Source organism: Yeosuana aromativorans (genome assembly GCF_014646655.1).
Taxonomy (GTDB): domain Bacteria; phylum Bacteroidota; class Bacteroidia; order Flavobacteriales; family Flavobacteriaceae; genus Yeosuana; species Yeosuana aromativorans.
Genome location: NZ_BMNR01000003.1, coordinates 286,833 through 312,266, shown reverse-complemented (window position 1 = coordinate 312,266; position 25,434 = coordinate 286,833). Strand labels below are relative to the sequence as shown.

The following is a 25,434-nucleotide window of genomic DNA, read 5'->3' as shown; positions in this document are numbered from 1 at the left end:
TTATATATGATTTCCGGTGTATTGATGGTGTCTTGCTACACCTTTAATAAGCCGGACAAACCCAAACACCTACTTTCAAAAAAGGAGATGGTTAATATTATCATCGATTTAAAATTAATGGCATCTTCAAATGGTTCCAACAGAAAAATCTTAGAAGATAATGGCGTTTATTCTGATGATTATATTTATAAAAAGTATCATATTGACAGTTTAACTTTTGCTTCAAATAATGCGTATTATTCGTTTTATATTAATGATTATGAAGCCATTTACAATAAGGTCAAGGACAGTTTAGAGGCGCTCAATGAATTCTATAAAGAGCTGGAAAAAGAAGAACTCAAAGAGAAAAGAAAGCAAGATTCTATAAGCAAAATAAGAAAGAAAGATTCCATAAATGCTTTGATGGTAAAGGATTCAGTTGCATTGCGAGCCACTCAAGATTCAATACGCAAACTCAAACTAAACAGACCTGAACCAAGACTTATTGAACCTGTTTCAGATAAAGCTGCCCAATCTCGTTGATACTATCTGCAACATTTTTGAATTCAATATTCAGACTTGCTTTTATTTTAGAATTATCATGCACGTTTTTTGAAGATAAGGCCACTACCAAATGCTTGGTTAATTGACGCCGCTTGCCAGTGAGTTTATGTACTAGCCAATCCAATCTCCAAGCCAGTTGCAACAACCATTGAGGAGCCATTTTTTGGGGAGGTGAGGCATTGACTGATTTTGCCATGGTCTGCAAAAAATCTTTGTATGCCCAACTTTCTGCCACCAAAATAAACCGTTCATTGGAAATGTCACTGTTGGTTAAGGCAATCATTATTGAAACCACATCGGCAACATCTACAAGACCAACAGTACCTGATGTATAGTATTTAAGCCCTTTATGTGCTTTCTTAAATAAACTGCCGCTGCCATACCGCCAGATACCACCTCCTAGAATTACACCAGGATTCACAATAACGGTCTGCAATCCTTCTTGAGTACCTCGCCAAACTTCCATCTCGGCGCCGTATTTGGTTATGGCATATACATTGTTTGGGTTTTCAGGATTCCATTCAGTTTCTTCGGTGATGTGAGTGGAATTAACCGGAGTGCCTATGGCAGCAATTGAGCTTACATAGCACAACTTTTTTATGGGATTTGCAATACTTAGGTTGACTACGTTTGCGGTACCTTCAATATTGGTTTTTCTTAACAACTGATATTTATCGGGTTCAAAAGACACAAACGCAGCACAGTGATATACATAATCAACGCCTTTAAACGCTTCGGTAAGCGATGGAATATCCAAAATATCACCTTGAACCCAGTCAATAGCATCAAACAGCGACGAGTAATTATCTGTATAACAAGCAAACACATTTTTTACGTTGGCCAACTTGCGATCCGTTCTGTAAAGAGCCCTTACTTTTTCGCCGTTGCTCACCAGTTTATAGAGTAAATGCGCACCCACCAAACCCGTACTTCCTGTAACTAAAACCATGCAACTAATGTAAAGAATTATTCATAATTCGGCAGTAATTATACATTGATTTTTATCTTTGCCGTAGATTACCAAAAATATTAAAACATGATAAAGAATTTTGTTGAAGAATTGACTTGGAGAGGCATGATACACACCGTTATGCCAGGCGCAGAAGAACATTTAATGGAAGGCATGCGCAGTGCTTATGTAGGCTTTGACCCCACGGCAGATTCTTTACACATTGGCAATTTGGTGCCCATCATGTTGTTGGCACATTACCAACGCTGTGGCCATCGTCCGGTGGCATTGGTTGGCGGTGCAACCGGAATGATTGGTGATCCATCCGGAAAATCCAATGAGCGGAATTTGTTGGACGAAACCACCTTGCGCCATAATCAGGAAGCCATAAAAAAACAGCTGGCCCATTTTCTTGATTTTGAAAGTGATGCTGATAATGCGGCTATTTTGGTAAATAATTACGACTGGATGAAAGACTTTTCATTCTTGGGATTTATTCGTGATGTAGGTAAGCATATTACCGTAAACTACATGATGGCCAAAGATTCTGTAAAAAACAGGATTTCATCAGATGCTTCTGAGGGCATGAGTTTTACCGAATTCACCTATCAGTTGGTGCAAGGCTATGACTTTTTGCATTTATATCAAGAGAAAAACTGTACCATCCAAATGGGGGGTAGCGACCAATGGGGAAATATCACTACCGGTACTGAATTGATAAGACGAATAGGAAACGGTAAGGGATATGCCATTACCTGTCCACTCATCACTAAGTCGGACGGTTCCAAATTTGGAAAATCTGAAGGCGGTAACGTTTGGCTGGATGCCAATAGAACCTCACCGTATAAATTCTATCAATATTGGCTCAACTCCAGTGATGAAGATGCTGAAAAGTATATTAAGATTTTTACGTTTTTATCTGAAGATGAGATTAATGCCTTGGTAAAAGAACACCAAGAAGCGCCACATTTACGAGTGTTACAGAAGCGTTTGGCTGAAGAAATTACCATTATGGTTCACTCTCAGGAGGATTTGGAGAATGCTATAAAAGCTAGTAATATTTTATTTGGAAACTCAACCGGTGACGATTTAAAACACTTGAATGAGCAGACCTTTTTGGATGTGTTTGATGGTGTGCCGCAAACAGAGATTGCTAAAGCTGATATTGAAAACGGGCTGGACATCATTGCAGCTTTGGCTGAACAAGGTGGATTTTTAAAATCAAATGGTGAGGCCAGACGCGCCTTAAAGGAAAACTCCATTTCGGTCAACAAAGAAAAAGTCAAAGAGGGCTATACCATTACGGAATCAGACTTAATCAATGACAAATTTGTATTGTTGCAACGAGGCAAAAAAAATTATTTCATTTTACGTATCTCATAAAAAAAGCCTGATAGGGATTATCAGGCTTTAAAACTAACCAACCAGCTATAAAAATTTTCTTTTTCATAACTGTTGTTTTGGTCGTAAAAGCTCTTTAAACCTTACATAAAATGTGTGTAGTTTTAAAACTAAAGCACCATTAAATTACAGCCTCGAATATCAGAATGGTCAAAACGGCCAATGACTTCAAACGAACCGTTTTGGTGAACACGCCCTAAGTCTTGTGTGGCAATAAACGAGCATGAATTTATATTGGCCAAATCAATGATATTGATGCCTCCTGTTTTTCCTATACTTTGAATATGTAATGCATCTTCAGTGTCACGGGTTAAAACACGCATCCAAGGCGGACAATCAAAATGACCATTACCTTTGGAATAGGCTTGGCTCAACAGTTCGGTCATACCATATTCACTATGAATGGTATCCACACCAAAACCTTGTTTTAACAAGTCGTGAAGTTCATCCCGAATCAATTCTTTTCGTCGTCCTTTCATACCGCCAGTTTCCATAACAATGGTATAGCTTAATTGAAATTGATAGGTTTCAATCAAATCCAATAAAGCAAAAGACACGCCAATAAGCAAAACCTTTTTTCCTTTGGAATCCAATTGGATTAAAGTGTTTTTTAATTCATCCAAATTGCTAAGGTAAAATCCGCTTTCAGGATGCTTGGATTGCTTAATCATGGCGTCGACCATATAAATTAAGGACGAGCCTTGACGCTCCAGATACGACGGTAACAAGGCTAAAACCACATACTCTTGAACAGCACCATAAAAGTGTTCGAATCCTTTCTGAAAGCTTCTTTCATAAATGGAAAGATCAGTAACGCCATGTCTGCTTGTGGCACTTCCGGTAGTTCCTGAACTTGTGAACGTTGTTTGCACAGGATTCTGTGAATTGACAACAGTATGGGTTTTAAAAAACTGAATGGGTAAAAACGGAATCTGTTCTATGTTCTGCACATCACTGGGGTGGATATACAGCAAATCACAAAACGACCGATAGACTTTATTGTTCTTAAATTGATAGTTAAAAACATCCAAGGCCATCTCATGGAACGCTTGTTCAGAATCAATATTAAAAATGGCATTAGTGTCTATCATTTAAAAATTGTCAGTTCGAGTGAAAATTGCATGTCAATTTTGTATCGAGAACATACCATGCAAAAGTATGGCATTTTATGATGAATAAAAAAGGCGTTGCTACTGCAACGCCTTTAAAATAAAATGGAATTATGCTTATTGAACCACTAATTTTTTAGTGATGCTCGCATTATCTTGAGATACTTTCATAAGATATAAACCAGTCTTTAAACTAGATACATCAAGGGTGTTGTTTTTAACCGCTTTATGAAGCACTTGTTTGCCTAACATATCAAAAACCGATATGGTCATAGGCGCATTATTTTTGCTTAAAAGTTTGACATATCCTAAACTTGTTGGATTTGGGTACATTTTAAATGAATTCAGTTCAAATGATTTTGAATCTAGGGTAATGTCTGATAAACTTCTAGAAGTTACTTGAACTGTTCCGAAATACTCAGAAACAATAACAACAAGATTTTGATTCCCTGAAGGGATGGTTGAACCAATGTAATCAGCGTTACTAAACGCACTTCTAAAAATTGTGGTGCCACTAGAATCAGAAATATTGTAATTTCCTGTGGAACCAATAGCAGTAACAAATGTACCACCAGCATCAGCAAAAGTAGCGTTATTAATATTAACCAATTGAGATTCATAATCGTTCCAATTGGTCAGGAGAGTAGCTATGGTAACTGTTGGAACAGCGGGACTGTTTCCAGTTGTAGTTGGTGTAGCCCAGTCAGCATCACTTGGGATTAATTGCAATACGCCGCTTACTTCTTCTAAATGACCTCTAATGTTTGACACAGCATCACCTGTATTATATGCATGTGTTGAATAATTAGGGTCGTAGACCATAATACCTGCTGTTCCATCTTGAAAATACATGGTTAATGCAGTGTCAGGGACAGACCAAGTATTGATTACGGGTCCAGTGACACGGTAATATAAATCAGGGTCAACAACTTGACTTCTAAGTGTTGCCAAATCAGGAACATCTGTATATGTAGCGATGGTCATGGTAAATGAATACACTATAGGGGAACTTAATGGATCACCATTGTTGTCTACCAATTCTGCTCTAAAAAAATAGGTCTCCCCAACAGCTAAACCTGTTATAGGGTATGTTGTATTAGGATCGTTTGATGTAAACACACTACCGCCATCTACAAACACATTGCCATTGGTGTTTTCTACAGACCATATAATATACCCGTCACCTGAATTGTCACTTACACCTCCTCCTGCATCGTTGGACATATCAAAGTTTGTTGTTGTAAAATCAACATTCGCATTGTTTGCAGTTGCTGTTTCGGGATCGCCAACCAATGTGTCTCCATTTGCTGGACCGTCACTAATAGTAAGGGAAGGAACAGGTGTACCAAAGGTTTGTCCAGTATTTATTGCCCCATGAGTTGCAGCTGATTCAGTAGCCCAAGTGAAATTTGTATAATCGGTACCACTTCCAGTTAATTGTAAGGAGTAACCAACGGGAGTTGAGTTTGTTTCAGAAACTCCTATATCTGTGGAAAGCACAGTATCAGCAGCACCACCAATTGCAGTTATAGTACCTTCATAGCTTAAAAATTGAATTAAAGTTCCACCGTTATCAAGCGAAAGACCATCAGGAGAGCCATTTTGCATACCATTGGTCGGAAGACCAAACCAAACAGCTCCATAGCCAGAGCCTCCTTCATCAGGAATGGTTCCTGATAATCCAATAGTATTGTAAGCCGAGCTGTTACTTCCATTATATAAAGTCACTGTGTATGTGCTTAAATCAGTACCAGCAGGCCCGGCAATTTCAAAGCCTTCACCAGAATCACTAGCGCCTGAGTCATCATAATGGATTTCATTGATAAATACCGATTGCCCAAAAGAAACGCCAGAAATTAAAATCGTAAAAAATAAAATGTAAAGTTTTTTCATAATATGAGAGGATTAATTAATTGAATCATAAAAATAAGAATTTAAATGCACATAAAACAAAAAAAACAGCCAAAGGGCTGTTTTTTTACAATGAAATAACGTTACGGTTACTTTATCACTAATTTTCTAGTTTCACTAGTGTTGTTTTCGGTAATCTTTAAAATATAAACGCCCGTACTGAGTTGCGAAATATTAAATTCTTTGCCTGTTAATAGGGTTGAGGAAATTTGTTTCCCCAACACATTATAAACAGCAATGGTTTTGTTTAATCCGCGTTTTGAGGTAATGTATATATATTGTTTACCATTGCTCACGGGATTTGGGTATATGGAGAGCCCTTCAATATGCTCTTGTTGGGGCAGTTTAGTTGCTGTTGTTTGAGAAAATCCTGGGGCAGATATCAAAAACAAAAACAAAACAATAAGTGTTACAACGTAGTTTTTTTGCATAGTAGGTTTTTTAACTAGTTAAATTTAAACGATTTTGTTCAAAATGTATACCAAAGTAGTGTTAAAAAAAAATGTTTTTAATCGAAAAGTTAAATGACTGTAAGTCATACGTTACCTTAAGGTTAATTATATTAAATTTTATATAAATCTGTGTTATTAATTTTATCTTTACTTCGTAAAAGACATTTAACCTTAGTTACAAGATGAATAAAAAGGACATTAAAATACTTTTAGTTGATGATGAACCCGATATTTTAGAAATAGTTGGGTATAATTTATCAAACGAAGGCTATCAGGTAATTACTGCTGAAAATGGTTTAGAAGCCGTAAAAAAAGCAAAAAAGGAGTTGCCCCATTTAATCATTCTTGATGTGATGATGCCCGAAATGGACGGCATTGAAGCTTGTGAAATCATCAGAAAAAACCCAGATTTAAAAGATTGTATCATTACCTTTTTAACCGCCAGAGGAGAAGATTATTCACAAGTGGCCGGTTTTGATGCCGGTGCCGATGATTATATTACAAAACCTATCAAGCCAAAAGTCTTGGTCAGTAAAGTGAAAGCGCTTTTGAGACGGTTTAAGGAGCCAGAAGTTGATGATACCGTTAAAATAGGAAACCTGGTAATAAACAGGGATGAGTATAAAATTATTTTAAAAGGAAAAGAGATTATCTTGCCCAGAAAAGAATTTGAATTGTTATCTTTATTAGCCTCAAAACCGGGGAAAGTATTTAAGCGCGATGAAATTCTTGATAAAGTTTGGGGCAATGAGGTTGTGGTTGGTGGCCGCACCATCGATGTTCACATTAGAAAACTAAGAGAAAAAATAGGTGATGATTGCTTTAAAACGGTTAAAGGAGTTGGCTATAAGTTTGTAGATTAATGCGGGTAAAATTTAAAAAAACATATAAGTTTGCGATTAAAACGTCGCTCTATATAACGCTTTTTATAACGCTCTTAATGGGTGTTTTTTTATACAGTTTCTATACTGTTAATTGGCTGTTGATTGTAGGGTTTTCATTGGTTTGTTATGTGTTTTCATTTATTGTGGTCCAGTTTCGGGTGGAACGATTTATCTATAAGCGAGTCAAGAAAATATATGACGATTTAACCCTGCTGGAGTCTACCAACTTAACCCGTGGCCCAATCAATACTGATATGGGAACATTAACCCAGGAAATTGACAAGTTTGCCCGCGATAAAAAACTGGAAATAGAAACCTTAAAAGTTCGTGACCAATACAGAAAAGAGTTTTTTGGTAATGTATCGCACGAACTAAAAACGCCATTATTTACGGTACAAGGTTATATTTTAACCTTACTGGATGGCGCCATGAATGACGAGAAAATCAGGAAAAAATATCTGGAACGCGCCAGTAAAGGTGTAGAGCGATTGGTTTACATTGTCAATGACCTAGACATGATAACCAAACTGGAGATAGGTGATTTAAGGCTTAAAATTGAAACATTTGATATTGTTGAAATGGTCAAGAATGTGTTTGATATGTTTGAAATGCGTGCCAATAAGAAAAAAATCACACTTACTTTTGATACAGATTATCCCAAGCCCATTTTGGTCAATGCTGATAAAGAACGCATTCAGCAAGTGTTGATAAACCTCATTGTGAACTCCATAAAATACGGACGTGAAAAGGGAACGACTGAGATAAGCATAGAAAACCTCATAAAAAACAAGGTTATAGTTCGCATTACCGATAACGGTATTGGCATAGGCAAAGCGCATCTTCCCAGATTGTTTGAACGCTTTTACAGGGTTGACAAAAGCGGCTCTAGGACTGAAGGTGGTTCTGGTTTGGGGCTATCCATTGTAAAACATATCATAGAAGCCCATGATGAGAAAATATATGTAGAGAGTGAATACGGTGTGGGCAGTGAATTTTCATTCACCTTAGAAAAGGCTAAATAGGGTTTTGAAGTCTGTAGCTTGACCAAAATCCATATTGCTGAATCCAGAATAATACTCCAGATTGTTAAGTTTAGTTATATTAAAATCCGCTTGTTTGCAATACGGTGCAATTCCCAATTTATCCAATCGTTTAGCTAAATATAACTGCTCGCTTTGACCAGGCGTTGGAATAAAAAACGCTTTCTTTCTTAAGATAGCCAAATCCATAATGGTTGTATAGCCAGAACGGGATATGATGATGTCGCTTTGTTGAATGGTTTTTTCCAGTTCTGAACCTTGCATAAAATTATAGAGGGTTATGTGATTTTGTTGGATGATTTTTTGGGTTTGTTCCATCACGCCTTGGACAAAAATCACGGAACCTTTATAGTCCTGTAATTCAAATAAAAGCTTGTTTTCAAGAAGACCTCTTTGTGGTTCTGGACCGGACAAAACCACCAGAATGTCACAAATTGTCTTTGTCTTTTTATAGGAAAACCTACTTAATGCACCTATATATTTTGATGAAATGTTGTGTGTTTTTGGATGGCCTAATTGACCGCTTAAATTAGGCGTGTTTTCAAAATCGGGCACCCAACATGCATGGTGTTTTTTTATGATGTGTTGATGTAATTGGGTGGTTATCCAAGTGGTAAAACCGCTAAAAACCCGCAACTGATGTGTTATGTAAACCGATGGAATTTGGCCAGTTGCGTCATAAATACCAAATCGGTTATCAGAAATGATACCTTTGATATCATAGGTTTTAATGATGTGTTGAACTTGCTTTTTTTCTTCGGAAATGGCTTTCAACAATTTGGGAACGGATTTTAAAAGCTCCCATTTTAGCAAAAACCCGTGTTTGGAATATTGAATATGATAGGATGGAAGCTCCAAACACGTCAGGGAAGGAAACTCCTTTTGAAGTAACTTTAAAGCATTGCCATCACTAGCTATAATGGGTTCAAATTCATGATCCAACAACGCATTGATAATTGGGACGCATCGTGTAGCGTGGCCCAGTCCCCAATTTAAGGGCGCAACTAAAATTCGTTTTTTGAAATTCATTTAAAACAAAGATAATGCTAAATTGTTTCCTTAATTTTACCAAAATTTTTTAAAAAGGCGTGGGAAGTAAAAACAAACTGAAACGATTTAAAGAAAACGAAACATTCAAAAATGTCATTCAACCAACTAGGGACGAGTTGGTCAACCAGCAGTTTTTATTAAAAGGAAATTGGAATGCAAAGTATTTTAAGAACAACAATCCGTTAGTGTTGGAGTTGGGCTGTGGAAAAGGTGAATATTCGGTGGCTCTGGCACAAAAATACCCTGATAAAAATTTTATAGGTATTGACATTAAAGGTGCCCGCTTTTGGCGCGGTGCCAAAACGGCCATTGAAACGGGATTAGACAACGTAGCGTTTTTAAGAACTCAAATAGAACTTATTGATTATGCGTTTGGCAATAATGAAGTTAATGAAATCTGGATTACCTTTCCAGATCCGCAGATAAAATATAAGCGTACCAAACACCGTATGACCAATTCAGCATTTTTGCAACGTTATAAATCCATTTTAAAGCCAGATGGCGTGGTCAACCTAAAAACCGATAGTGAATTTATGCATGGTTACACGCTCGGGTTGTTACACGGTGAAGGTCATGAGGTGTTATATGCCAATCATAATGTGTATAAACAAGAGGGGAGCCCTGAAGATGTTACGAGCGTTCAAACATTTTATGAGTCGCAATATTTAGAACAAGACAAGGCAATTACGTATATTCGGTTTAAAATAAAATAGCATTGAACATTACAATTATCTTTTTTCTAGGACTCATTGTGGCTTTAATAGGGGTTATTCCCCCTGGTTTATTGAATATGACGGCTGCAAAAATCAGTTTAAAGGAAGGACACGTTAGAGGTATTATGTTTTCGGTAGGCGTGTGTTTAATTGTGATAGTGCAAACGTATCTGGCCGCTATTTTTGCAAAATACTTATCCAATCATCAAGAGGTAATTGATATTTTACAGCGTGTTGCTTTTGTTATTTTTGTGCTCATTACGGTCTATTATTTGTTTGTTGCCAAGCAACAGCCCACAACACAAGTAGAACCTCACATACGGAGTAAGCACAGTCGGTTTTTTCAAGGGATGTTTTTGTCCAGTATCAATGTGTTTCCAATTCCTTTTCAAGCTTATATGACCTTAACCCTGGCATCATTTGGTTGGTTGGATTTTAGCCATATCAGTATTATAGCCTACGTGGCCGGAGCTGCTATGGGCACATTTGTTATGCTATATCTTTACATGTTCTTTTTCCATAAAATAAAAGACACGCCCATTGCTTCTCAAAAAAGCATGAACTATATCATTGGTGGCATTACGGGTATTATTTCCATCATTACTTTGATTAATATTATTAAGGAAATGTAAGTTATGCAAGAGAGCACGCTTAATTTTTTTGATAGAGTGTATGAAGTTGCAAAACAGATTCCATACGGGCGTGTAACAAGCTATGGTGCTATTGCCAATTACTTAGGAGCAGCAAGAAGTGCACGTATGGTGGGATATGCCATGAATGGCTCTTCGGGTAAAGAAGTTCCAGCCCATAGGGTGGTAAACCGAAAAGGATTATTAACAGGAAAACATCACTTTGATGGTAGCAATCTCATGCAACAGTTATTGGAGAGTGAGGGGATACAAGTTATTGACAATCAAATTCAAGATTTTGAAACGGTGTTTTGGGACCCTGCCAAGGAGTTGTGACACGGTTTATTTAAAAGAAAACACCTGTCCCTATGGTTATTGTAGCGAATTTTTGATTACCTATTTTTAGGTGTTCATAGCCTCCGGTAAACAGATAGCATTTAGTATGATAATTTATCAAGATATTAAGTTTTTTTACAGTTTCGGTATTTATAAATGTTTGGTTAAAGTTAGATTCTAGGCTTATTGGTTTTGCAAAAAACAGTTCTGCACCCAAACCATAACTAAAACCAAAGCGGTCAACCTGACCATCCACATAAGAACCGCCTAAACCCCACCAAGCATCAAATTTTTCGGTTCTTACCCGATGATATTTTGCAAGTACTGTGTAAATTGCTAGATTGTCAGATCCAAAGTTGGGATTGTTTTCCCACAACTGAAGGTAATCAACTTCAAATCCTATTCTTTTTAAAAAACGCATATCTAAATTTAAATGCGCTCCTTTTATTCTGCTATTTTCTGAAACGTATCTTCCAGATAGCAAGGTTCTGAATACATCTGTGTTTTCTCCCCAATCATAACTGTAGTTTCCTTTCTTAGAATTGTAATAAGGATATTTGGTTATGAAAGCTTGACTGGCATTATATTCTCTTTCTGGCGGAGATTCTATTAGGGTATAATAGCTTGCATATAAAACACTTTTTAATAGTAATTCCGCTATGGCATCGGTAAAAAAGTTGTCTCCACCGGCATCGTTATCATATCTGGTTTTGCGCTCTTTTCTGCTTGATGTTGAGGATTTCTCATCGTTATTGTTTAAACTATTCTCTGCTTTTTTAATTTTAGATTGCGAATAACAGGTTATTGAAGTGAAAAATATTAAGGCGAGGTAAAAAATTAATTTTTTCATTAGGGATGCCTTAAATGATTAAACGATTTATTTAAAAGACATTACAATATTACTGGCTACAATGTCAACAAATCTAGTTTAAAATCTGAATATTTCAATTTTTATCGTTACTTAAAATGCACCAAGTTATTAAAATCAAATTCAAGATTTTGAAACGGTGTTTTGGGATCCTGCCAAGGAATTATAAAAAGGCAGAATCAAATTTATCACCTTTCCAATAGTTTGAAGCTTTTTTATTAATGGCTATTTTTTTCAAAAAGCCTCGTTCTACTAATTCTTCAATATCTGTTCTTGCTGTTTGATTGGTAATGCTGAATGTGTTTTCAATTTCTTTTACAGTGAAAAAACGATTACTGTCATCTTCAATTTTTTGTAGGATAATGGCTTGCCGTTCATTAATACCTTCAAGTTTTAAGTATTTAGAAAGTTTGGATTGTTCTTTTTTCTTTTTGGCAACATAGGTTTTTAATTCCTCAAAGGCTCTTACTAATACTTTTACTTGGTAGTGAATAAAGTAGGTGACATCCATGTCATCAATTTCTGTGTATAAATAGGCTTTTTCATATTGAACTTTGGTTTTCATGATAACCCTAGAAATTGATAAATACTCAGTCAACCAATAACCGTTCTTTAGTAAATACCAATAAAAAATAGCCCTGGCAGTTCTGCCATTTCCATCAACAAATGGGTGAATGTAGCCTATCAAAAAATGCAAAATGCTGCCTTTTACAATGGGGTGAATAAAATCTTCTTTTGGGTTGTTGTTAAAAAACTTGCAGAACGATGTCATTAAGTCATTGAGTTCCTCAAAATTTGGAGGTGTATGGACTATTTCACCTGTTAGTTCATTGACTACATTTACATCATTATTGTCTCTAAAAACACCAACATCTTCTGTTTTTAAAGTGTTTTCGGTAACTAGTCTATGGATTTCATACAGTTTTTCAATGGTTATTTCTTCACCTTGATACTCGCTAATATATTGAATTGTTTTATAGTTATTCAATATCATTTGCTCACTTTTGGTTTTGGGCTTTTTGTTTTTGCGTAACATGTCTTTAGCCTTTACACGAGTAGTGGTAGCGCCTTCAATCATAGATGAAAAAATAGATTCTTCCATTAAGGCATTTTTTAGATAATCTTGTTTATCTAAATCAGTAAGGAGTTTCTCTTTTTGTAAACCGGCTCCAAAGTTAAAGTCGAGATAGTGAAGTTTTTGTTGGAGAAATTCATTAACGTTATAATTCAACAATATAGATTTATCAAATGTGGTTGACTTAATAAGATTTTTTTTTGAATTTAAACTTCTGGAAATTTTTAAAATTTTCCATATTCTTTCAGGTTTTAAGAATTTTTCCTTTAAATATTTTACTTTATCCCAATAATAATATTCCTTTTGACTTTTTATAATTGATTCTAATCCACTTTGAAAATCAACTTGCACTAAAGTGTCACTAAAATGTTGGCTAAACTCAAATTCAGGCGCTTTCTCTATCATAACATATTATTATTTCCTAATTTTTATAAAATTTACAAATATTATCAAATATACAAAATATATTAATATTTCCTAATTTTTACAAAATTTACAAATAATCATAAAATTTTATGGATATGATTTAAATCAGTTTTAATCATAACCAAAGCATATATCTTTATCAATCATTTCAATAAATCTGCTTTAAAATCTGAACATTTCAGTGTATATTTGTACTTTAGAATAAATCTAAATTATTGAAAACGAGTTGGGTTTATTTGGAATGATTTGAAATTCAAATTAAATAAAAAACAAATGAAATTAAGTAAACAAGATATACTTAAAGCACTTGAAACCATTTCAGCGCCTGGGGAAGGTGGTAACATGGTTGAGACGGGGGCTGTTAAAAATGTGATGACTTTTGGTGATGAGGTTATTGTGGATATTACCATTACAAACCCAAGTTTGCAAGCCAAAAAACGTACGGAGGTTGACATCATGAAGGTTATTCATGATAAAGTATATGAAAAAGCCAAAATAACCGTAAACGTAAAGGTTGATGCACCTGAAAAACCCAAGGTTAATGTGATTAAGGGAAATGCCATTCCGGGTATTCAAAATATCATTGCCGTGGCTTCTGGAAAAGGTGGTGTAGGTAAATCTACTGTTACAGCCAATTTGGCCGTTGCTTTGCAAAAAATGGGATTTAAAGTTGGGATTTTAGATGCTGATATTTATGGACCATCCATTCCTATTATGTTCGACGTAGAAAAAGGACGACCATTAGCTGTTGATATTAATGGAAAATCAAAAATGAAACCCATTGAAAACTACGGGGTAAAAATATTGTCTATAGGGTTTTTTACACAACCAGATCAAGCGGTTGTCTGGCGAGGACCGATGGCTGCAAAAGCTTTAAATCAAATGATATTTGATGCCCATTGGGGTGAGATTGACTTTTTGTTGATTGATTTGCCACCAGGAACAGGAGATATTCATTTAAGTATCATGCAGTCGCTACCTATTACAGGAGCTGTTATTGTGAGTACACCTCAAGTAGTAGCCTTGGCCGATGCTAAAAAAGGAGTAGCCATGTTTCAGCAAGAAAGTATCAATGTGCCGGTATTAGGTATTATTGAAAACATGTCTTACTTTACACCTAATGAATTACCAAATTATAAATATTACATTTTTGGGAAAGATGGTGCTAGGCATTTAGCCGAAGATTTAGGAGTGCCATTTTTAGGAGGTTTGCCTCTTGTACAAAGTATTCGTGAAGCTGGTGATATTGGAAGTCCGGCGGCATTACAGGTTGATACGCCTCTATCTGAAGCGTTTAAGGAAATCACCCAAAATGTGGTTCAAGAGCTTGTTAATAGAAATGAAAACTTACCGCCAACCGAAGCCATAAAAATCACAACCATGGCGGGTTGTGCAGCTGTTAAAAAATAAGTTATGACTGCAGAAGAATTAAGGTTAAATGTAGAAAAGGCGTTAGACGAAATTCGTCCGTTTTTGCAAAGTGATGGTGGTGATATTTCATTGCTTTCCATTGAAGATGACAAACATGTTAAAGTTCAATTAACAGGAGCGTGTGTTGGATGTAGCGTCAATCAAATGACTTTAAAATCGGGGGTGGAAATGACCATTAAAAAATATGCGCCTCAAATAGAAACGGTCATTAATATTCAATAACGTTTTTAAGAATAATCATAAAAAAAGCGGCCAACATTGGCCGCTTTTTTTATGTCATTTTTTTTAAATGATTTTTTCTTGTCTAAGAAAGGTATCCAGATTATCGGCAGCATCAAAACAATTACTGACTTTTGAGGCTTCATTGCAATATCTTGAATTAAGGCTATGACCTTTGCATTCAAAATCAGACAAATCAACTTTTTCAAAATTCGCATTTATGGCCAGGCATTGGTTGTAAAGTGCGTCAATGGTTTCGCAATCATCAATGTCAACCCCATTTTTCAACAGATAGCCTTTCAAATAATTCTCTATAGCAAATTGTGAGTTTTTACAAACTAAATAAGAGACCATATCCTCTTCTGGCCTGAATAATTCTTCTTTGGCTTCTTTTAGTTTTTCTTGGGCAGATGCAAAATGTTCTTTGGCTTTTGTTCCCATGATACATATTTTTTAAAGTTTATAATTATAAAAAGCCTACATTCTAAACATTGTTATTGGCTAATGTTTAGAATGTAACTTTTTAATGCACTCACTTTTTAGCCTAAAGTTTCTTCTTCAAGAGACACGTATTACATGTCCCTGTAAAGTTCTAGGCGTTCCCATTTTGAATCAACTTCCTCTTGAGCTTGGTCAAGTAATGATTTACCTAATACAGCATCATCTTTTACCACCCTTGTAAATCGGGTTTCATTGTACATGAAATCACGTAACGGAATGGTCGGTTTTTTAGAATCTAACTTGAACTTTTTGCCTTTTGGTTGTTGTGGGTCAAATCTAAATAATGGCCAGTAACCTGATTCTACAGCTTTTTCTTGTTGCTCAGCACCATGTTTTAAGTCGTAACCGTGTTCACCACAATGTGAATAAGCAATGATAACAGATGGTCCTGGATAAGCTGCAGCTTCTTCAATAGCTTTAAGTGTTTGTAAATCTTTAGCACCTATTGCAATTTGGGCCACATATACATTTTGATAAGAAATGGCTTGTAATCCTAAGCTTTTCTTACTGGTTCGTTTTCCGGATACGGAGAACTTAGCACTGGCGCCTAGTGGCGTAGCTTTTGAGGTTTGACCACCAGTATTGGAGTATACTTCGGTATCCATTATCAAAATGTTGATATCTTCTCCAGAAGCCAACACATGGTCAACACCACCATATCCTATGTCGTAAGCCCAACCGTCACCACCTAGTATCCAAACGGCTTTTTTACGTAAGTACTCGGTTAAGTTGCTCAGTTTGATAGCATCATCGTTGTTGTCAAGAATTTTGAGTGTTTTCTTGAGTTCTTCAATGTCTGCTATTTTTTTTGCTTTTTCGGTTTCTGTACTTTCAGGATTATTTAAGATTGATTCTACAATTTCACTGCCTACCAAGAATTCCAACGATTTTAATAAATCAACCGCGATTTCTTGTTTTTTGGTCAGTGCTAATCGCATACCTAAACCAAATTCGGCATTATCTTCAAATAAGGAGTTAGCCCAAGCAGGACCTCTACCAAATTCATTGGTTTTATAAGGTGTGGTTGGAAGGTTACCTCCGTAAATTGAAGAACATCCTGTGGCATTGGCTATTAAAATACTATCACCATATAATTGGGTAAGCAATTTAATATAAGGCGTTTCACCACAACCAGAGCAAGCACCAGAGAACTCAAATAATGGTTCTAAGAACTGAGAGCCTTTAACGTTGGTAATTTGTAACTCATTACGGTCGTAGTAAGGTAAGTTTACAAAGTAATCCCAGTTGGCAATTTCTCTATCTTTTATATCTAGTTTTTTGGTCATGTTGATAGATTTGAAATCATCAATTTCTTTACTAACGGCAGGACAAACAGCTACACAAAGATCACATCCGGTACAATCTTCTGGTGATACTTGAAGCACATATGATTCGGTTTCAGAATTAAAAGGCCTTCCTTTTGCGGGAACTGCTTTTAATGATGATGGCGCATCGGCTAACATATCATTAGAAACCACTTTTGATCTAATGGCTGCATGCGGACAAATGGCCACACATTTATTACATTGTGTACACAGGTTTTCATCATCCCAAACAGGAACAAAGTCTGCTATACCACGTTTTTCATATTGTGTGGTTCCTGTTGGGAAGGTTCCGTCAACAGGGAATGCACTTACTGGTAGATCATCGCCAGCGCCAGCCAATATTTTTTCCAAGACTTCTTTTACAAATCCATCAGGAGCGTCAGTCATGGCAGATAATAATGGTTTTTCGCTATTGGATGTTTTTGGATACTCAACTTTTTGTAAATTTTCTAGCGCTTTATCAACCGCATTAAAATTCATTTTTACAACTTTTTCTCCTTTATGTGAATAGGATTTTACAATGGCATCCTTGATTTTTTGGATGGCTTCATCTTTTGGTAAAATTCCAGAGATAGCAAAGAAACACGTTTGTAAAACCGTATTGGCACGTTTTCCTAATTTTGCATCATGAGCCACTTTACTGGCATCAATCACATAAAATTCAGCTTCTTTTTCAATGATTTCCTTTTGAAGTTTTTTAGGCAACTCATTCCAGATTTCATCTTTTGAAAAAGGCGAATTCAATAAAAAGGTACCACCCAATTTTAAATCGGATAGCATATTGTATTTTTCAATAAAATTAAATTGATGACTGGCAATAAAATCGGCTTTATCAATTAAATAAGTAGAATGAATTGGTTCTGGGCCAAAACGCAAATGTGATATGGTTTGTGCACCTGCTTTTTTAGAGTCGTACACAAAATATCCTTGTACATAATTATCGGTGGTATCACCAATAATTTTAATGGAGTTTTTATTGGCACCCACTGTACCATCCGATCCTAAACCGTAGAACATACAGTTAATAGTGGTTCGTTTTACAGAGAAATAATCATCAATTTCTAGGTTGGTGTGGGTTACATCATCATAAATACCAACGGTAAAGTGGTTTTTAGGTTTGCTTTTTAGCAGCTCATCATAAATACCTTTTACCATTCTAGGGTTAAACTCTTTTGAAGATAAACCATAACGGCCGCCGACCACGATTGGCATGTCTCTATCGCTTTCATTTAATGCAGAGATAATGTCTAAATATAATGGTTCACCAATACTTCCTGGTTCTTTAGTTCTGTCTAAAACGGCAATTTTTTGAACGGTTTTAGGTAACACATCAACAAAGTTTTTAATGGAGAATGGTCTGAACAAGCGTACAAAAATAGCACCTACTTTTTCATCTCTTTCCACGAGTTCGTTAATGGTCTCCCTAACAGCACCTTCACCAGATCCCATAATAATAATGACACGTTCTGCTTCGGGGTGTCCTACATAATCAAATAAATTATAGCGTCTGCCAGTATGGGCAAAAAATTCGTCCATCGTGTTTTGCACGATTTCTGGCACTTTTTGATAAAATGGATTAGCCGCTTCACGGGCTTGGAAAAATACATCCGGGTTTTGGGAGGTTCCTCTTACAACAGGATGATCAGGATCTAAAGAGCGTTTTTTGTGTTCCATGATTTTATCCTCTGGCATCATAGCTTTAATGATACTATCAGGAATACCATCAATTTTTGATATTTCATGGGAGGTTCTAAATCCATCAAAAATATTTAAAAATGGAACTCTGGATTTTAAGGTTGCCACCTGCGAAATAAGCGCAAAATCCTGGGCTTCTTGTACAGAACTACCAAACAACATAGCAAAACCTGTTTGTCTTGTGGCCATAACATCAGAATGGTCACCAAAAATAGATAAGGCGTGCGTGGCAATGGTTCTTGCGGCAACATGGATAACGCTTGGTAATAATTCCCCAGCTATTTTATACATATTAGGAATCATAAGTAATAATCCCTGAGACGCTGTAAACGTGGTTGTTAAGGCGCCTGCTTGAAGCGAACCGTGAACGGCACCAGCAGCACCACCTTCACTTTGCATTTCAACAATTCTTGGAATATTGTTCCAAATATTTTTTTGGCCTTTAGAGCTATAAACATCCACGTGCTCTCCCATAGGGGACGCTGGTGTTATAGGATAAATGGCACAGACTTCATTGGTTTTATGTGCAACTCTGGCAACTGCTTCATTGGCATCACAAATGAGCTTTTCAAATCCTTTTTCCATGATTTTATATTTTGTTAATTTTCAGAAATTTAATAGGATGTGAAATTATAAATAGTGTATAACTAATTCTATGACTTATGTCAGTTCTGAAAAAAAGCTGAAGATTAATTTTATGATATTTATCATATTAGAAGAATTTACCTGACTGCCGGACATAAAAAAAGGTATAAACAAAATCAATTGCTATACCTTTTTTCAACATACTTAAAAATGACTGAAAAGTATGTAAATTTTTTAAACCTACTTTTTAAACATATTTATTCTAGGTGAATAAACTGTTTAAATAACAAAGCAAATTATTCGCCGTGCAACCAAGCTTTTTTAGCTAAAAGCTGAGCTTCTGTTTCAACATGGTTTTCATCAGGAACGCAACAGTCAACTGGGCAAACAGAAGCACATTGTGGTTCATCATGGAATCCTTTACACTCGGTACATTTATCAGAAACAATAAAATAAAATTCGTCTGAAATTGGGTCGTTTTCTGCATCGGCATCAACCTCTTTTCCATAAGGAGTAGTTACGGTTCCGCTTAAGGCAGTTTCATCAGAGTAAGACCAATTTTGATCTGGCTCATAAATTGCGTTGTTGGGACATTCTGAAACACATGCATCGCAGTTTATACATTCATCTGTTATAATTATAGCCATAATATAAAGTGTTTTTTATTATAATACATTGCAATATTAATCCTAATTTGAATTCTTTTTAATGACATAAATCATATTTCAAAATAAAAAGTGAAATTATATTTGGTGGCATTAAATAAGTATCATTTAATAAATTTAGTAAATTAATTAAATACGTTATACATTATGTTAACAGAAAAAGTGAAGATCCAACCTGAAGTTTTAGAAGCTGTAGTTATTCGGTTTGTTGGAGATTCAGGAGATGGTATGCAGTTGACAGGAACCCAGTTTTCTGATACGTCTGCCATGTTTGGAAATGATATTGCAACCTTTCCAAATTACCCTTCAGAGATCAGGGCGCCACAAGGAAGTTTATATGGCGTTTCAGGATTCCAAGTGCATATAGGCAGTGTAGAAGTAAGTACACCCGGCGATAATTTGGATTTATTGGTGGCCATGAACCCAGCAGGTTTGAAAACCAATTTATACGCATTAAAGCCTGGACATACTATAATAGTAGATTCGGATGCGTTTACCAAAAAAAATCTGGAAAAGGCACAATATGAAACCAATCCGCTTGAAGATCATAGTTTAGACAATTATAGAGTGATACAGGTGGATATGACATCGTTGACCAAAGAAGCTTTGAAAGATGTTGAAGGATTGGACAACAAAGCCATTACCAGAAGCAAGAACATGTTTGCTCTAGGTATGGTATATTGGATGTATGGACGTGCTAAAGAACATACTATTGATTTTTTCAATAAAAAATTTAAAACAAAACCCCATTTGATTGAAGCCAATACCAAGGTGTTGAATGCGGGGTATTATTTTGCCGAAACACTGGAACTCATACCAAACGCTTATACCATTTCGCCAGCAAAAATGGCCTCTGGCACCTATCGGGTTATTATGGGTAACACGGCAACGGCTTGGGGATTCTTGGCTGCTGCCGAAAAATCGGGATTGGAGCTATTTTTAGGGTCGTATCCTATTACACCGGCCACCGACATATTACATGAATTGGTAAAACACAAACATTTTGGGGTCAAAGCTTTTCAAGCAGAAGATGAAATTGCTGGAATAGCATCAGCTATCGGTGCGTCCTTTGCGGGAGATTTAGCTATAACTACCACCTCTGGACCTGGATTGGCCTTAAAAGGAGAAGCCTTAGGTTTGGCAATGACCATGGAATTACCATTGGTTGTGGTCAATGTGCAGCGTGGTGGTCCATCAACCGGGTTGCCAACAAAAACCGAGCAGTCTGACTTAATGCAGGCCATGTACGGTAGAAATGGCGAAAGTCCCGTTATTGTGATTGCAGCCAGCACACCGGCTAACTGTTTTGATTTTGCGTTTCAGGCAGCCAAACTGGCCTTGGAGCATATGACACCAGTTATTTTATTGACCGATGGATATATTGCCAATGGATCAGCTCCTTGGAAAATACAAAGTGTTGATCAACTTCCAGAAATCAAAAACAATATTACCAAAGAGGCAGTTGAAAACTGGCATCCATATACACGAAATGAAAAGACATTGGCTCGTAATTGGGCTATTCCAGGAACGCCAGGATTAGAACACAGAGTTGGAGGTTTGGAAAAAGACAGTATAACTGGTAATGTTAACCAAGCTCCTGAGAATCACGAAAAAATGACTTATTTAAGGGCTGAAAAAGTAAAACGTGTTCAAAATTATATTCCTGAGATTAAAACGGAATTTGCTGATTCCGGGGATTTATTGGTAATTGGTTGGGGAGGCACTTATGGGTCTTTACACTCAGCAGTTAAACAGATAAACCAAGAAGGCTATAAATCTATTGGATTTGCCCACTTTAATTATATCAATCCACTTCCAAAAAACACAAAAGAGCTATTATCAAGGTTTAAAAAGATTTTGGTTTGCGAATTAAACAATGGTCAGTTTGCCAATGTGTTGCGGATGAATTTCAGTGGTTTTGAATTTTTGCAATTTAATAAGGTGCAAGGGTTACCGTTTGGAAATAATGAACTGATTGATGAATTTAAAAAATTAGTAAAATAATTATGGAAGCAATCGTTGAAAAAAAATATACGTACAGGGATTTTGAAAGTGATCAGGAAGTAAGGTGGTGCCCAGGATGTGATGACTATGTTATTTTGCGTTCTATGCAAAAAGCGCTTCCAGAAATGGGTGTAAAACGAGAAGATGTGGTGTTTATTTCAGGCATTGGATGTTCCTCTCGTTTTCCATATTATATGAACACATACGGTATGCACACCATTCATGGTAGAGCGCCGGGTATTGCTACAGGTGTTAAACTTGCCAATCCAGATTTAAGTGTTTGGATCATGACGGGCGATGGCGACGCCATGGCCATTGGTGGCAATCATTTTATTCACGTATTACGCAGAAATATCGATTTGAATATTGTGTTGTTCAACAATGAAATCTACGGCTTAACAAAAGGGCAATTTTCACCAACATCATTAGTAGGTCAAAAAACAAAATCATCACCTTACGGAAACACACAGCCACCATTTAGTCCAGGCGAGTTAGCTCTAGGCGCCAATGCACGCTTTTTTGCAAGAATAGGCGGAAATGTGCCTAAGGATATTTCCCAGATTTTAATTGAAGCCCATAAATTTAAAGGGACCTCTTTAATAGAGGTGTTACAAAATTGTGTTATTTTTAATGACGGCTGTTATAGCAATGTAACCGGTAAAGACGTAAAAGAAGACAAGCAGATTTTCTTGGAACATGGAAAACCAATGATTTTCGGTAAAAACCGTGACAAAGGATTGGTGTTAAACAAATTGAAACTAGAAGTGGTTACCATTGGGGAAAATGGCATTACAGAAGCCGATATTTTGGTGCATGACGCTAAAGAAAAAGATCCAACATTGCACCAAATGCTAGTGCGGTTAAAATATCCATTGGCAACAGGTATTATCAGAAGTTTTGATGATGTCACTTTTGAAGAACGAGAAGATGCTTTAACCAAACAAGTCAAAGCAAACTCTAAGTTTACAAAAACAAATGACCTGTTTTATTCAGGAGAAATATATATGGTAAAATAGATGGAAAACAGTTTTTAAATAAATTTTTAAAAACTGACTTAAGTCATTAAACAGGCCAATAATTACCGCTAATTTTGAATCGTTAAAATAGAATTTTTAAATGGGATCAGAAGCCATCATCGTATTTTTAATAGCCGGAATTGTTCTGGTTGCCGGAGCCAATTTCCTGTCGAATTTAATTTCCCATAAATCGGATAACGTCCAAAAAAGGGAGCCTTACGAAAGTGGGATGACTACCATTGGGCCTACTTGGGTACAATTTAAAGTGGGCTACTATCTATTTGCCATCTTGTTTTTGGTTTTTGATGTAGAGGTGGCCTTTTTAGTGCCTTGGGCAGTTGTATTTAAAGATTTTGGAGCCGTTGGCTTTATAGAGATACTTCTTTTCTTATTCATTTTAGGATTAGGATTATTGTATGCATGGAAAAAAGGAGCATTGAAATGGGAATAGAAAACACACCACAGATACCGGATGATTTTCCTGGAAAGGTCATTCCAGCCGGAAACGGCGCCAATGTCATAGTTACATCGTTAGATAAAATCATAAACTGGGGACGCTCAAATTCATTGTGGTCACTTTATTTTGGAACCAGTTGTTGTGCCATTGAAATGATGCAAACAGGTGCAGCCAGGCATGACTACTCACGTTTTGGTTTTGAGGTAGCAAGGCCTTCCCCACGTCAGGCAGATTTAATTATCATAGCAGGGACCATTGTCAATAAAATGGCACCGGTTTTAAGACGCTTATACGATCAAATGGCCGAACCAAAATACGTTATTGCCATGGGTGCTTGCGCTATTTCTGGAGGACCATTTTTTTACAATACGTATTCAGTAGTAAAAGGAGCTGACCACGTTATTCCAGTAGATGTATATGTGCCCGGATGTCCACCACGGCCTGAAGCGCTTTTAGAAGGTATGTTGATGCTTCAAGATAAAATTCGAACTGAAAACATGAAACACAAAGCCAATCCGATTGATGGATTTGATGAGGGTCAATAAAACGGTATGTTATGACAAATGAAGCTTTACAAAATTTGATTAGTTCTTGGATTCCTGACTTGGAATTTTCTGAAGAAGAATCCCAGTTTTTGAATATTTCGGTTCAGCCAGAACACCTCCACAAATTAATGTCACAATTAAAAAGCAATTCAGACACCAGTTTTGATTATTTGTACTGCTTAAGCGGTGTGGATTGGCAACCAGAATTAGGTGTTGTATATCATTTAGAGTCCACTACTCACAGACATCGTATTGTTGTAAAAGTCAAAACAGCTGATAGGGAAAACCCAACCTTTGATTCGGTTTGTGATATATGGAGAACAGCCGAATTTCATGAACGCGAAGTCTTTGATTTCTTCGGAATTCAATTCAATAATCATCCGAATTTAAAACGCCTTTTTTTAACCGACGAATGGGAAGGGTTTCCTTTGAGAAAGGATTATGAAGATGAAATTAACATGGTTATCAAATAGTTATGGAAACTACCGTTGTAAATAATAATTTCAAATCAGAAGAATACTTTATCAATATGGGACCTCAGCATCCTGCAACACATGGTGTATTGCGATTGTTGTTGACCATTGATGGCGAAATTATTAAAAAAGTAGACCCAGATTTAGGGTATATACACCGTTCCATTGAAAAAATGTGCGAGCGTGACAGCTACCAACAAATTGTCCATCTTACAGATAGAATGGATTATTTGTCGGCCAATATAAATAACGAAGCGGTTTGTTTAGCCGTTGAAAACGCCTTGCAACTAGAAGTTACTGACCGCATTAAAGTTATACGAACCATTATTGGAGAACTGACCAGAATTGCTTCGCACTGCTTGTGGTGGGGCGTAATGGGAATGGATGTAGGTGCCTTGACCACATATTTTTATGGGTTTAGGGATCGTGAAATGATCAATGATATTTTTGAGGAAACATGCGGTGCACGTTTAACCATGAACTACAACGTACCTGGAGGATTGATGTTTGATATTCATCCCAACTTTGTGAAACGGGTTAAGGATTTTGTGGCGCATTTTAAAACCAAAATCCCTGAATATGATCGGTTGTTGAGCAACAACGTTATTTTCCAAAAGCGGACTATGGGCGTTGGGGTTTTGTCTAAAGAAGATGCTATTTCTTTTGGAGTTTCAGGGCCGGTTGGTCGGGCCTCTGGCTATTCTTGTGATGTGAGAAAACATCATCCATATAGTGCATTGGATCAAGTAACTTTTAAAGAAGCTTTAAGAACCGAAGGCGATACGTACGCCCGTTACCAAGTTAGAATTCAGGAAATGTGGGAATCCTTATCAATCATTGAACAATTGATTGACAACATTCCTGAAGGTGATTTTAGGGTACAAACCAATGCGGTTATAAAATTACCTAAAGGGGAGTACTACCAAAAAGTGGAAACAGCACGTGGTGAATTGGGAGTTTACATTATCAGTACTGGAACTAAAAATCCGTACCGACTTAAGTTCAGGTCACCAGGGTTTTCAAACTTATCGGTATTGAACCATATAGCCGTTGGAAGTAAAATAGCCGATTTAGTAGCCATTATGGCTACACTTGACCTTGTGATACCAGATATTGATAGATAATATGAATA

25 protein-coding genes are annotated in these 25,434 nt (G+C 36.4%); 15 read left to right on the top strand and 10 right to left on the bottom strand.

Features of this window, described 5'->3' with window-relative positions:
• Window positions 1–6: 6 nt before the first annotated feature.
• Window positions 7–522, top strand: a complete 516-nt coding sequence (locus IEW94_RS08305; RefSeq protein ID WP_188651897.1) for a DUF4296 domain-containing protein — start codon at window positions 7–9, stop codon at window positions 520–522.
• On the opposite strand, the gene IEW94_RS08300 is transcribed toward IEW94_RS08305, so the two are convergent.
• Window positions 482–1,492 carry an NAD-dependent epimerase/dehydratase family protein gene (locus tag IEW94_RS08300; protein WP_188651895.1) on the bottom strand — a complete coding sequence of 337 codons (1,011 nt, stop codon included), beginning with the start codon at window positions 1,490–1,492 and terminating at the stop codon, window positions 482–484. The genes IEW94_RS08305 and IEW94_RS08300 overlap by 41 nt on opposite strands.
• Window positions 1,493–1,579: 87 nt before the next feature.
• Here IEW94_RS08300 and tyrS point away from each other — a divergent pair, with 87 nt between their 5' ends.
• Window positions 1,580–2,875: a tyrosine--tRNA ligase gene (gene tyrS / locus IEW94_RS08295; protein WP_188651893.1), complete on the top strand. Its 1,296-nt coding sequence runs from the start codon at window positions 1,580–1,582 to the stop codon at window positions 2,873–2,875.
• 128 nt (window positions 2,876–3,003) lie between these two features.
• Here the strand turns inward: tyrS and IEW94_RS08290 are convergent, their stop codons facing one another.
• The 3 genes from IEW94_RS08290 to IEW94_RS08280 all read right to left on the bottom strand — a co-directional run bounded on the left by IEW94_RS08290 (window position 3,004) and on the right by IEW94_RS08280 (window position 6,344).
• Window positions 3,004–3,984, bottom strand: a complete 981-nt coding sequence (locus IEW94_RS08290) for a LuxE/PaaK family acyltransferase (RefSeq protein ID WP_188651891.1) — start codon at window positions 3,982–3,984, stop codon at window positions 3,004–3,006.
• A gap of 135 nt (window positions 3,985–4,119) precedes the next feature.
• Window positions 4,120–5,895 (bottom strand): T9SS type A sorting domain-containing protein, encoded by a 1,776-nt coding sequence (locus tag IEW94_RS08285; RefSeq protein WP_188651889.1) that lies wholly within the window; start codon window positions 5,893–5,895, stop codon window positions 4,120–4,122.
• A 107-nt stretch (window positions 5,896–6,002) separates the two neighbouring features.
• Entirely contained in the window at window positions 6,003–6,344 is a 342-nt protein-coding gene (locus IEW94_RS08280; RefSeq protein WP_188651887.1) for a T9SS type A sorting domain-containing protein, read from the bottom strand.
• Window positions 6,345–6,547: 203 nt separating this feature from the next.
• Here IEW94_RS08280 and IEW94_RS08275 point away from each other — a divergent pair, with 203 nt between their 5' ends.
• Both IEW94_RS08275 and IEW94_RS08270 read left to right on the top strand, forming a co-directional pair.
• Complete coding sequence (locus IEW94_RS08275; protein ID WP_188651885.1) at window positions 6,548–7,228, top strand: response regulator transcription factor; 681 nt, start codon at window positions 6,548–6,550, stop codon at window positions 7,226–7,228.
• Entirely contained in the window at window positions 7,228–8,271 is a 1,044-nt protein-coding gene (locus IEW94_RS08270) for a sensor histidine kinase (RefSeq protein ID WP_188651882.1), read from the top strand. The genes IEW94_RS08275 and IEW94_RS08270 overlap by 1 nt, the downstream gene beginning before the upstream one ends.
• Here the strand turns inward: IEW94_RS08270 and IEW94_RS08265 are convergent.
• The gene (locus IEW94_RS08265) at window positions 8,254–9,318 is read right to left on the bottom strand and encodes a glycosyltransferase (protein WP_188651880.1); all 1,065 of its coding nucleotides are present in this window, start codon (window positions 9,316–9,318) and stop codon (window positions 8,254–8,256) included. The two genes, IEW94_RS08270 and IEW94_RS08265, sit on opposite strands and share 18 nt — an antisense overlap.
• A 59-nt stretch (window positions 9,319–9,377) precedes the next feature.
• Between IEW94_RS08265 and trmB the strand changes: the two genes are divergently transcribed.
• The 3 genes from trmB to IEW94_RS08250 are packed head-to-tail and all read left to right on the top strand — an operon-like array spanning window position 9,378 to window position 11,017.
• A complete protein-coding gene (gene trmB, locus IEW94_RS08260) occupies window positions 9,378–10,052 on the top strand; it encodes a tRNA (guanosine(46)-N7)-methyltransferase TrmB (protein ID WP_188651878.1) in 675 nt (224 codons plus the stop codon).
• 2 nt (window positions 10,053–10,054) lie between these two features.
• Window positions 10,055–10,684 (top strand): lysine transporter LysE, encoded by a 630-nt coding sequence (locus IEW94_RS08255; protein ID WP_188651876.1) that lies wholly within the window; start codon window positions 10,055–10,057, stop codon window positions 10,682–10,684.
• Window positions 10,685–10,687: 3 nt separating this feature from the next.
• Window positions 10,688–11,017 carry an MGMT family protein gene (locus IEW94_RS08250; protein ID WP_188651874.1) on the top strand — a complete coding sequence of 110 codons (330 nt, stop codon included), beginning with the start codon at window positions 10,688–10,690 and terminating at the stop codon, window positions 11,015–11,017.
• Between the two features lie 10 nt (window positions 11,018–11,027).
• Here IEW94_RS08250 and IEW94_RS08245 read toward each other — a convergent pair whose 3' ends face one another.
• Complete coding sequence (locus IEW94_RS08245) at window positions 11,028–11,867, bottom strand: hypothetical protein (RefSeq protein WP_188651871.1); 840 nt, start codon at window positions 11,865–11,867, stop codon at window positions 11,028–11,030.
• Between the two features lie 181 nt (window positions 11,868–12,048).
• Entirely contained in the window at window positions 12,049–13,365 is a 1,317-nt protein-coding gene (locus IEW94_RS08240; protein ID WP_188651869.1) for a Fic family protein, read from the bottom strand.
• Between the two features lie 294 nt (window positions 13,366–13,659).
• On the opposite strand from IEW94_RS08240, the gene IEW94_RS08235 reads away from it, so the two are divergent.
• A complete protein-coding gene (locus tag IEW94_RS08235) occupies window positions 13,660–14,796 on the top strand; it encodes an Mrp/NBP35 family ATP-binding protein (protein WP_188651867.1) in 1,137 nt (378 codons plus the stop codon).
• 3 nt (window positions 14,797–14,799) lie between these two features.
• Window positions 14,800–15,039, top strand: coding sequence for a NifU family protein (locus IEW94_RS08230; RefSeq protein ID WP_188651865.1), 240 nt, complete (start codon window positions 14,800–14,802; stop codon window positions 15,037–15,039).
• A 63-nt stretch (window positions 15,040–15,102) separates the two neighbouring features.
• Here the strand turns inward: IEW94_RS08230 and IEW94_RS08225 are convergent, their stop codons facing one another.
• From IEW94_RS08225 to IEW94_RS08215, 3 genes are all read right to left on the bottom strand, one after another.
• Window positions 15,103–15,477: a HEPN domain-containing protein gene (locus tag IEW94_RS08225; protein WP_188651863.1), complete on the bottom strand. Its 375-nt coding sequence runs from the start codon at window positions 15,475–15,477 to the stop codon at window positions 15,103–15,105.
• A gap of 131 nt (window positions 15,478–15,608) precedes the next feature.
• Window positions 15,609–19,142 (bottom strand): pyruvate:ferredoxin (flavodoxin) oxidoreductase, encoded by a 3,534-nt coding sequence (nifJ, locus tag IEW94_RS08220; RefSeq protein ID WP_188651861.1) that lies wholly within the window; start codon window positions 19,140–19,142, stop codon window positions 15,609–15,611.
• Between the two features lie 296 nt (window positions 19,143–19,438).
• Window positions 19,439–19,789, bottom strand: coding sequence for a 4Fe-4S binding protein (locus IEW94_RS08215; RefSeq protein WP_188651859.1), 351 nt, complete (start codon window positions 19,787–19,789; stop codon window positions 19,439–19,441).
• A 165-nt stretch (window positions 19,790–19,954) separates the two neighbouring features.
• Here IEW94_RS08215 and IEW94_RS08210 point away from each other — a divergent pair, with 165 nt between their 5' ends.
• The 6 genes from IEW94_RS08210 (at window position 19,955) to IEW94_RS08185 (ending at window position 25,426) form a co-directional block, all read left to right on the top strand.
• Entirely contained in the window at window positions 19,955–21,811 is a 1,857-nt protein-coding gene (locus IEW94_RS08210) for a 2-oxoacid:acceptor oxidoreductase subunit alpha (RefSeq protein WP_188651857.1), read from the top strand.
• A 2-nt stretch (window positions 21,812–21,813) separates the two neighbouring features.
• Window positions 21,814–22,827 (top strand): 2-oxoacid:ferredoxin oxidoreductase subunit beta, encoded by a 1,014-nt coding sequence (locus IEW94_RS08205; protein WP_188651855.1) that lies wholly within the window; start codon window positions 21,814–21,816, stop codon window positions 22,825–22,827.
• 100 nt (window positions 22,828–22,927) lie between these two features.
• On the top strand, window positions 22,928–23,278 hold the full coding sequence (locus IEW94_RS08200) for an NADH-quinone oxidoreductase subunit A (RefSeq protein WP_188651853.1): 351 nt from the start codon (window positions 22,928–22,930) through the stop codon (window positions 23,276–23,278).
• Window positions 23,269–23,829 carry an NADH-quinone oxidoreductase subunit B gene (locus tag IEW94_RS08195; RefSeq protein WP_229669488.1) on the top strand — a complete coding sequence of 187 codons (561 nt, stop codon included), beginning with the start codon at window positions 23,269–23,271 and terminating at the stop codon, window positions 23,827–23,829. The genes IEW94_RS08200 and IEW94_RS08195 overlap by 10 nt, the downstream gene beginning before the upstream one ends.
• Window positions 23,830–23,840: 11 nt before the next feature.
• Window positions 23,841–24,302 carry an NADH-quinone oxidoreductase subunit C gene (locus IEW94_RS08190; RefSeq protein WP_188651851.1) on the top strand — a complete coding sequence of 154 codons (462 nt, stop codon included), beginning with the start codon at window positions 23,841–23,843 and terminating at the stop codon, window positions 24,300–24,302.
• Window positions 24,303–24,304: 2 nt separating this feature from the next.
• The gene (locus IEW94_RS08185; RefSeq protein ID WP_188651849.1) at window positions 24,305–25,426 is read left to right on the top strand and encodes an NADH-quinone oxidoreductase subunit D; all 1,122 of its coding nucleotides are present in this window, start codon (window positions 24,305–24,307) and stop codon (window positions 25,424–25,426) included.
• Window positions 25,427–25,434 lie beyond the last annotated feature (8 nt).

Coding starts and splice junctions, on each gene's coding strand:
- IEW94_RS08305 (WP_188651897.1), top strand. CDS start 7: ATGATTTCCGGTGTATTGATGGTGTCTTGCTACACCTTTAATAAGCCG.
- IEW94_RS08300 (WP_188651895.1), bottom strand. CDS start 1,492: ATGGTTTTAGTTACAGGAAGTACGGGTTTGGTGGGTGCGCATTTACTC.
- tyrS (WP_188651893.1), top strand. CDS start 1,580: ATGATAAAGAATTTTGTTGAAGAATTGACTTGGAGAGGCATGATACAC.
- IEW94_RS08290 (WP_188651891.1), bottom strand. CDS start 3,984: ATGATAGACACTAATGCCATTTTTAATATTGATTCTGAACAAGCGTTC.
- IEW94_RS08285 (WP_188651889.1), bottom strand. CDS start 5,895: ATGAAAAAACTTTACATTTTATTTTTTACGATTTTAATTTCTGGCGTT.
- IEW94_RS08280 (WP_188651887.1), bottom strand. CDS start 6,344: ATGCAAAAAAACTACGTTGTAACACTTATTGTTTTGTTTTTGTTTTTG.
- IEW94_RS08275 (WP_188651885.1), top strand. CDS start 6,548: ATGAATAAAAAGGACATTAAAATACTTTTAGTTGATGATGAACCCGAT.
- IEW94_RS08270 (WP_188651882.1), top strand. CDS start 7,228: ATGCGGGTAAAATTTAAAAAAACATATAAGTTTGCGATTAAAACGTCG.
- IEW94_RS08265 (WP_188651880.1), bottom strand. CDS start 9,318: ATGAATTTCAAAAAACGAATTTTAGTTGCGCCCTTAAATTGGGGACTG.
- IEW94_RS08250 (WP_188651874.1), top strand. CDS start 10,688: ATGCAAGAGAGCACGCTTAATTTTTTTGATAGAGTGTATGAAGTTGCA.
- IEW94_RS08245 (WP_188651871.1), bottom strand. CDS start 11,867: ATGAAAAAATTAATTTTTTACCTCGCCTTAATATTTTTCACTTCAATA.
- IEW94_RS08240 (WP_188651869.1), bottom strand. CDS start 13,365: ATGATAGAGAAAGCGCCTGAATTTGAGTTTAGCCAACATTTTAGTGAC.
- IEW94_RS08235 (WP_188651867.1), top strand. CDS start 13,660: ATGAAATTAAGTAAACAAGATATACTTAAAGCACTTGAAACCATTTCA.
- IEW94_RS08230 (WP_188651865.1), top strand. CDS start 14,800: ATGACTGCAGAAGAATTAAGGTTAAATGTAGAAAAGGCGTTAGACGAA.
- IEW94_RS08225 (WP_188651863.1), bottom strand. CDS start 15,477: ATGGGAACAAAAGCCAAAGAACATTTTGCATCTGCCCAAGAAAAACTA.
- nifJ (WP_188651861.1), bottom strand. CDS start 19,142: ATGGAAAAAGGATTTGAAAAGCTCATTTGTGATGCCAATGAAGCAGTT.
- IEW94_RS08215 (WP_188651859.1), bottom strand. CDS start 19,789: ATGGCTATAATTATAACAGATGAATGTATAAACTGCGATGCATGTGTT.
- IEW94_RS08210 (WP_188651857.1), top strand. CDS start 19,955: ATGTTAACAGAAAAAGTGAAGATCCAACCTGAAGTTTTAGAAGCTGTA.
- IEW94_RS08205 (WP_188651855.1), top strand. CDS start 21,814: ATGGAAGCAATCGTTGAAAAAAAATATACGTACAGGGATTTTGAAAGT.
- IEW94_RS08200 (WP_188651853.1), top strand. CDS start 22,928: ATGGGATCAGAAGCCATCATCGTATTTTTAATAGCCGGAATTGTTCTG.
- IEW94_RS08195 (WP_229669488.1), top strand. CDS start 23,269: ATGGGAATAGAAAACACACCACAGATACCGGATGATTTTCCTGGAAAG.
- IEW94_RS08190 (WP_188651851.1), top strand. CDS start 23,841: ATGACAAATGAAGCTTTACAAAATTTGATTAGTTCTTGGATTCCTGAC.
- IEW94_RS08185 (WP_188651849.1), top strand. CDS start 24,305: ATGGAAACTACCGTTGTAAATAATAATTTCAAATCAGAAGAATACTTT.